Source organism: Thiorhodococcus mannitoliphagus (assembly GCF_010915725.1).
Lineage (GTDB): Bacteria > Pseudomonadota > Gammaproteobacteria > Chromatiales > Chromatiaceae > Thiorhodococcus > Thiorhodococcus mannitoliphagus.
This window is the reverse complement of the sequence record NZ_JAAIJR010000012.1, coordinates 65,608-73,345: the sequence shown is the minus strand read 5'-3', so window position 1 is coordinate 73,345 and position 7,738 is coordinate 65,608. Positions and strand designations below refer to the sequence as shown.

General features: G+C 65.4%; 4 protein-coding genes. 1 reads left to right on the top strand and 3 read right to left on the bottom strand.

All coding sequences use genetic code 11. The annotated features are described in order from the left end of the window. Nucleotides 1-92: 92 nt before the first annotated feature. From cheB to G3480_RS04795, 3 genes are read right to left on the bottom strand one after another with little or no spacing between them, the layout of a single operon-like run. The gene (gene cheB / locus G3480_RS04805) at nucleotides 93-1,157 is read right to left on the bottom strand and encodes a chemotaxis-specific protein-glutamate methyltransferase CheB (RefSeq protein WP_164652535.1); all 1,065 of its coding nucleotides are present in this window, start codon (nucleotides 1,155-1,157) and stop codon (nucleotides 93-95) included. Nucleotides 1,158-1,194: 37 nt separating this feature from the next. Beyond that, entirely contained in the window at nucleotides 1,195-2,769 is a 1,575-nt protein-coding gene (locus G3480_RS04800; protein ID WP_164652534.1) for a chemotaxis protein CheW, read from the bottom strand. A 14-nt stretch (nucleotides 2,770-2,783) separates the two neighbouring features. After that, a complete protein-coding gene (locus G3480_RS04795; RefSeq protein ID WP_164652533.1) occupies nucleotides 2,784-4,700 on the bottom strand; it encodes a methyl-accepting chemotaxis protein in 1,917 nt (638 codons plus the stop codon). A 466-nt stretch (nucleotides 4,701-5,166) separates the two neighbouring features. On the opposite strand from G3480_RS04795, the gene G3480_RS04790 reads away from it, so the two are divergent. Continuing rightward, entirely contained in the window at nucleotides 5,167-7,644 is a 2,478-nt protein-coding gene (locus G3480_RS04790) for a bifunctional diguanylate cyclase/phosphodiesterase (RefSeq protein ID WP_164652532.1), read from the top strand. The last annotated feature ends 94 nt before the right edge of the window (nucleotides 7,645-7,738 follow it).

Here is a 7,738-nt window from a genome sequence, read left to right as displayed (position 1 = left end):
CTCTCCCAACTGACACATCTCTACTCCTACCTGACACCTCCGACCTGCCAACTGCGAACTGCCAACTGCCAACTGCCAACTGCCAACTGCAATTACCGTCCCGTCCAGGTGTTGACCTGGGCGGCGATCTTCTCGGCGGGCAGGACCAGGCTGGCGCCCTGGCGGGCGATCAGCTCCGCCGGCATCCCGAAGACAACGGCCGATTGCTCGGACTCGGCGATGGTGCGGCCGCCGCGCTGCTTGATCTCGGCGAAGGCATCCGCGCCGTCGTAGCCCATCCCGGTCAGCATGATGGCGATGACCCGCGCCGGGTCGCAGTGCTCCAGCACCGAGCGGCCCAGCAACTCAACCGAGGGATGCCAGAGAAATTCCTGACTCTCCGGTTTGCTGAGCACGGTCAGGCGCCCGCCACGCTGCCCGACTACCATGTCCGCTCCACCCTTACCGATGTAGACGGTGCCGGGCTCCACGGGCATGGGGCGGGCGACCTCCACCACCTCAAGGGCGCAGAGCGCATTCATGCGCTCGGCGAAGGGGCGGGTGAAGGAGGCGGGCATGTGCTGGGACACCAGGACCGGCCAGGGAAAATCGGCCGGCCACAGCGGCAGGATGTCCTCCAGGGTGCGCGGGCCGCCGGTCGAGACGCCGATCACCACCAGACCATCGCTCGCCACGCCACGCCTCACGGCCAGCGGCCGCGGGGCTGGCCGAACGCGCTCTTCGCGCAGGCGTCGCGTCAGTCCGCGAGTCCCATTGCGCTTGAGGCGGGCGCCAGCGGCGGCACGGACCTTGGCCACCAGCTCGGCGCTAATCTCTTCGATCGAGAGCGAAATGGTTCCGCCGGGCTTGGCCAGATAGTCGACCGCCCCGAGATTGAGCGCCTCGAAGGTGGCCAGCGCCCCCTTTTCCGTGAGCGAGGACACCATCACCACCGGCACCGGGCGCTCTGCCATCAGCAGCGAGAGCGCGGTGATGCCGTCCATTTCCGGCATGTTGATATCCAGGGTCACCACGTCCGGCTCGAAGGCCCGATTCTCCTCGACCGCCTCGCGCCCATTGCGTGCCTGGCGAATCTCGAAGTCGGCCTCGGCCTGAAAGACATTGGCGAGCTGACGGCGCATCAAGGCCGAGTCGTCCACGATCAGTAGCTTGATCATGCTCTCTCCGTTCTCCGCGCCGGATGCGCATCCCGTCTCACGCAGACAATTCCGCCAAGTCGGCCATCTCGCGCTCCTGAATCAGCTGTGTCGGATCGATCAACTGTACCAGACGCTGCTCGCGCTCCAGGTTCGCCATGCGCGCTAGCAGTTTGGCTTGCTGCCCGGACAACCGAGGTGCCGGCTCGATGGCGCTCTTCGGGATCTTGAGCACCTCGGCGACTGAGTCGACGATGAAACCGGTGCGCGCGCCCTCGATCAGGAAGACCATGACGCGCTGGCGGTCGGAGCGCTCGACACTGGAGAGCCCCAGGCGTCGACGCAAGTCGATCACCGGCAGGACGGTGCCGCGCAGATTGATGACCCCTTCGACGAAGGCCGGTGCCTTGGGGACATGGGTCAGCTCCTCGGGGACGCGCACGATCTCCTGGACGCTCTCGATCGGCACCCCGAACTCTTCCTTGTCCAGGCGAAAGACCACCACCTGCTCGTCATCGTCGGCGCCGGCCTCGTCATACTCATCGGCCGCCGAGTCGGCCGCGAGCTGCTCTTCTTCTTTGAGGGTGTCCAAGGTCGTCAGTGCCTCCTCGATGGCCGAATGACGGAAGAGGTGGTCGGTCGAGAGGATGGAGACCAGACGCTCGCCGCCTTCGAGCCGACAGATGTCCGAGATCTCGGCGAGATCCCCGTCGCGCGACAGCAGACCAGGCATGGCCTCGACATCGGTCTTGGCGACCCGCAAGACCTCGTTGACGCTGTCCATGACGACACCGACCGAGGTGCCGCCCAGGGACACGACCACGATGCGGCTGTGCTCGTCCGCGTCGCGCGGCGGCAAGGCGAACATCCGCCGCAGGCTCACCAAGGGCAAGAGACGGTTGCGCAGGCTCATCACGCCCAGGACGTGCTGCTCGGAGCGGGGTACCTGGACGATGTGCTCGGGGATCTGAACGATCTCCTGCACGTTCTCGATGGCGATGGCGTATTCCTGCTCCGCGACCTCGAAGCTCACCAGTTGCAGCTCGTCGCTGCTCTCCTCATCGTCATCCTCGCCGTGGCTGGACAGCTCCTGGACCATGCCGGCGGAGGTCGCCAGACTCGCGATCTCCGCGAATTCCCGGCCGATCAACTGGGTGAAGTCCAGCACCATGATCATGGTGTGGCCGCCGACGTCCTTGATGAGACCGGACAGCAGTTCGGTATCCACGGTGCTGCTGATGGATCCCACCGCCTCGATCTTGGACGGCTCGACGCCGACCACGCTCGCGACCCTGTCCACCACGAAGCCGAGCGGTTGACCGATGTCGATCACCAGGGCGCGGGAAGTGTCATCCTTGTCGCGTTCTTCCAGGCCGAAGAGGTGGCGCAGCGAGATGATCGGCAGCACCTTGCCGCGCAGATTGGCCAGGCCCTCGAGACTGGGCGGCGCCAATGGCACGCGAACCACCTCTGGCACCCGGATGATCTCCTGCACCGGGGCCATGTCCACGGCGAAGACCTCCGCGCCGATGAGGAAGGTCACGAACTGACGCAGGTCGGAGCCGAGTTCGTCGTGCTCCTCGTCGTCCGCCGGTGGCGCGGCGTCGCGTTCTTTGAGGCTGTCTGAGGTCATGATCGCATCCCCGGTCAGGCGCTCTGCAGCTCATCGGCGAGCGAGGCGATCTCCTCGACGGCGGCCGCCAGCTCCTCGGCACCCTGAGACTGCTGCTGGGAGGCGGCGGCGGCCTCGGTGGCCGCCTTGTCGGCCTCCTGGGCGGCGGCGGAGATCTGCTCGACCCCGGTCTTGACCTGGGAGATGGCTGCGACGATCTCATTGGCGGCATCCAGGATCTCTTGGGTGCCTGTCTCAACGGTCACGATGTCGGTCTCGATGGTGACCAGATTGCCCGTGGTGACCTTGGCTTTTTCGACCTCGCTCATGGCGGAGGCGACGATCTCCTCGAGGTCACGCCCGACCACGCCGATCTGATCCTGGACTGCCTTCACCAGATCCTTGATGTTGTCGGCGTTCTCGGCCGAGTCGTGCGCCAGGTTGCGGATGTCGGTGGCCACGACCACGAAGCCCTTGCCGAATTCGCCCGCCCTGGCCGCCTCGATGGAGCCGTTGACCGCCAGCATATTGGTCTGGATAGAGACCGTGGTGATGGCATCGACGATCTTGTCGATCCGCCGCGACACCAGCTCCAGATCCTTGATCTGCTTGATGCTCGAGCGCGAGGCATCCGCGGCCAGCGAGACACCCTGGACCAGGCCGTCGACGGTGGTCTTATTCTCGGCCAGGAGCGACTTGATCGCTGCCACCTTCTCAGCGCCCGCGGTGGCGCGGGCTTGGGCTAGCTCGAGGCCGCGCTCGATTTGGCTGATGGCGGCCGAGGACTCCTCGGTGCTCGCCGACTGCACCTCGGCCCCTTTGCGGATCTGGTCGATGGCCACCATGATCTGGGAGCTGGCGCGATTGATCTCGGAGACGGCCGCAGACAGCTGCTCGGCAGAGGAGGCCACCTCTTCCGCGCTCTTGGCGACGTCCGTGGAGGTCTTGAGATCTTCCGCCAGCTCCGAGAGGGCCTGCGCGGCCTGCTCGCACTCGGCCAGCGCTTGCGCCTGCTCGGCCACCGTCTTGGCGGCCTCCTCCGCGGCGGCAGACTGCTCCTCGGCGGCGGCGGCAATGTCCTCCGAGCCCTTGAGCGCCTGCCCGGCTGCGGTGCTGGACTGCTGAGCGCCAGTGGCGATCTCCTGAATGCCCTTGACGATCTCGGCGGCGTCGAGGCGGATCTGCTCCAATTGCGCGCTGATGGTCTTGCCCTTTTCCGCTTCGGCCTGGACGGTCTTGGCCGATGTTCCGATTCCCTCGGCGATCACCTTGACCTCGCCCTGGATCTGGCCCACCAGGTCCTGGATCTGCTTGGCGCTCTTCTCCGAGGTCTCGGCGAGGGTGCGCACCTCGTCGGCCACCACCGCGAAGCCCTTGCCGTGCTTGCCGGCGCGTGCCGCCTCGATGGCGGCATTCAAGGCGAGTAGATTGGTTTGGTCGGCGATGCGCGCGACCGCCTTGACGATATTGCCGATGTTGGCCGCCTGTTCCTCCAGCTCGGCCACCCGCTCCACCGAGGCCGTTTGGCGCTGGGCGGCGAGACCGACGTTCGTGACCAGGCCGGCGACCTCGGCGCTGGTCTTGAGCACCAGTGTCTGCGTGGCCTCGCCCTTGGACCGGCTGGAGTCAGCGCTGCGCAGCTGGCGCCCGATGGCTACCTCGACCTGCTTGAAGGCTGTGAGGGACTCTTGGGCAGCGCCAGAGGCCTCCTCGGCGCCAGTCGCGATCTGATCGACGGCGCGCTTGAGTTCCTCTGCCGCGGAGGCCGCCTCATTGATGCCGGAGGACAGCTCGCCAGTGGCTGCAGCGATCCGCTCGGCCGCCTGCTGCTGCTTCGCCAGGGTGCGCGCCCGCTTGCGCTGCGCCTCCGCCTCACGGGCCGCCGCCGCCGAGGTCTTGGCTTGGGTGGCGGTGCCGTCATCTGCGGTCGAACTCTTCTTCACGAGGGCCATGCGGGTTCTCCGGGCTACGAAGGGTTAGGGTGCGGGGCTTGGGGCTGAGCGGGGGTAATCGCAGGCACAAGCGGCGCTGATCTCAAGAACGTGCACTTAGCTTAGCGCACGCCGAGGTTGGAGCGCGTAAATTCACCTCATGTGTTAGGGGCAATCCGGCGCCTACTGATGCGATTCTGTGACGCCGATCACACTTCAGGCATGGACCCGTCTGCCAGCATGAGTCGGATATTGAGGGGGCAGCGACCGAGGGCAATACCTGGGGCGCTTTCGACTGGATGTCTTTTGGTTGAAGCCTGCCCGGATGCCGAGAAACCCATACAGAATCTAGCCGATTCGAGTCTAAACCTGGCTATGATAGGGAGAGTCAGAGCAGAAATCAGAGAGCCTTATCCAGATGAAAGGGGTGTCTCCCGACACCGCGTTCGCCAATGGGCCGACGCACCAACCGCCATCGCGCCACGCAATGTCGAACGATGAGTTCGGCCTGCTGCTCGCTCACGCGGGACGTTTGGCCCAGGTCGGCGGTTGGTTGCTCGAGCCGCGAACGGCTCGCTTCGTCCCGACGCTGCAATGGTGCGACATCCATGGCCTCGAGCAGGACGACTTGACGCTGGACAGCCTGCTGCGGACCGTCCACCCGGATGACAGGGCAGGGATGCAGGCGGCCTTCAACAAGGCGTTGGAAGCCGGCGCTCCCTACCTTCATCAGCATCGGATCATCCGCCCGGACGATGGGAGAATCCGCGTCATCCAGGACTATGGCGAGGTCCGTTACGATGCTGCAGGCAAAGCGGCATGGCTCTTGGGGGCGGCTCAGGACGTGACCGAACGCGCGCGCATGCAGGATGCACTCCGCGAGACCGAGGAGCATCTCTACCTGGCCCTGCGGCTCTCCGGAACCGCGATCTGGGAGTGGTTTACCGATAGCGATCTGGTCATGTGGTCAGAGGAAATGGCGCCCATCTGGGGTCTTCCCTCAGGGAGTTCACGGGGGACGCTCGAGCAGCTCGACGCCCGCGTCCACCCTGGAGATCTGCCGCGCTGGCGCGAGAGCCTGCGTGCCTGCGTCGAGGACGGCGTGGGGCACGGCCTGGAGCTTCGGGTCGTCTGGCCCGACGGCTCCATCCACTGGTTGGCGACCTATGGCGATGCGGTTCGCGGCGAGGACGGCCGCGCCACGCGCCTGGCGGGTGTGGCCCGTGACAACACCGAGCTGAGGCAGGCCGAGGACGAGCAGGCCCGATTCTTCGGACTCTCTCTGCACCTCTTCCTCATCGCCGGCCTCGACGGCATCATCCGGCGCGTCAATCCGGCGTGGACGGAGCTGCTCGGCTATCGTCAGGATGAGCTTGTCGCGCACCACCTGCTCGATCATCTGCACCCCGAAGACGTCGACTCAACGCGCGCCGAGATCCAGGCGCTGCTTCAAGGGCGTGACAGCCACTATTTCGAGAATCGCTATCGCTGCAAGGACGGCAGTCTGCGCACCCTGGCCTGGTCCGCCACGGCACCCGCGGATTCGGGCTTGATCTATGCCGCGGCGCAGGACATCACCGAGCGGCGCGTGGCCGAGCAGGCCTTGCACGAGAGCCAGAGGCGGTTGGAGGCGATGGCCTACTACGACCATCTCACCGGGCTCCCAAACCGGCGTCTGCTGCTCGATCGCCTTGAGCAGGTCATCGCCGTCGCCGACCGCGAAGGCTCCCGGCTCGCCGTCTGCTATCTGGATCTCGACGACTTCAAACCTATCAACGATCACTGTGGTCACGAGGTCGGGGACAACCTGTTGCGGGCCGTCGCAGATCGCCTCGTTGGCAGCGTTCGCCCGAACGATACCGTCGCGCGCTGGGGCGGTGACGAGTTCGCGCTGCTGCTCACGGATTTGGAGGGGCCGAGCGCCTGTGCGCACATCCTGGGACGGGTCCTGCTCAGTCTGGGCGAGTCTCGGCTGATCGAGGGTCAGCCTAATCCAGTGTCCGCCAGCATCGGGGCGACCCTCTACCCGGAGGATCACGGTGACGCCGATAGCCTCTTGCGTCATGCCGACCATGCGATGTATCTGGCGAAACAGTGCGGACGGAACAACTACCAGTTCTTCGATCCGGAGAAAGATCGCGAGGCGATCGCTAACCGCGAACTGTTGCAGAGTATCGGGCTGGCAATCGACGGGGGCGAGCTGCGTCTCCTCTATCAGCCGATCGTCAATATGCGCCTCGGGGGTGTCGAGGCCCTGGAGACGCTGGTCCGTTGGCAGCACCCGCAGCGCGGCCTCTTGGCGCCAATCGAATTCCTGCCGGCCATCGAAGGCACGGATCTGATGCGCAGGCTCGACCGCTGGGTGCTGCGCGAGGCGCTGGTCCAGCAGGCGGCCTGGGTTGCGCTGGGACTGTCCTTGCGCTTGCACATCAATGTCTCGGCGCACTCGCTGCAGGGGCTCGATTTCTTGCGTCAGGTTTCCGACCTCATCGCCTGTCATCCGGAGGTCGAGCCCAGGAGTATCGAGCTGGAGATCCTGGAAACCGCAGCCTTGGATGACCTGGATCAGGTGAGCGCAGTCATCAGTGACGGTGCCCGGCTCGGAATTTCCTTCGCCCTGGATGATTTCGGGACCGGCTACTCCTCGCTGATCTATTTGCGGCGGCTGCCGGCGGGGACGCTCAAGATCGATCAGACCTTCGTTCGCAACATGCTCCAGGACCGCGAGGACTGCAACATCGTCGAAGGGGTCATCGGCATGGCCCGTGCTTTTGGCCGCGCCGTCATCGCCGAAGGCGTGGAGACCCTCGAGCACGGTACGCTGCTGATGCGTCTGGGCTGTGATCGGGCCCAGGGCTACGGCATTGCGCGACCAATGGCCGCAGCACAGCTTCAGGACTGGGTCAACGCCTATCGGCAGCCGTCGCTCTGGGCAGATTGGATAAGAGGCATCAGGCCGGAATAACACCCTAACCTGTCGGACTTTTGCCCGGGAGCCTGAGCCTTCCTAGCCATCATCGAGGGCGGAGATGCGCATGTCACAAGGGCTTTCCGGCGCC

What these genes read in the sequence shown, in the direction of transcription:
- G3480_RS04790 (WP_164652532.1), top strand. Translation starts at nt 5,167, where the DNA reads ATGTCGAACGATGAGTTCGGCCTGCTGCTCGCTCACGCGGGACGTTTG.
- G3480_RS04800 (WP_164652534.1), bottom strand. Translation starts at nt 2,769, where the DNA reads ATGACCTCAGACAGCCTCAAAGAACGCGACGCCGCGCCACCGGCGGAC.
- cheB (WP_164652535.1), bottom strand. Translation starts at nt 1,157, where the DNA reads ATGATCAAGCTACTGATCGTGGACGACTCGGCCTTGATGCGCCGTCAG.
- G3480_RS04795 (WP_164652533.1), bottom strand. Translation starts at nt 4,700, where the DNA reads ATGGCCCTCGTGAAGAAGAGTTCGACCGCAGATGACGGCACCGCCACC.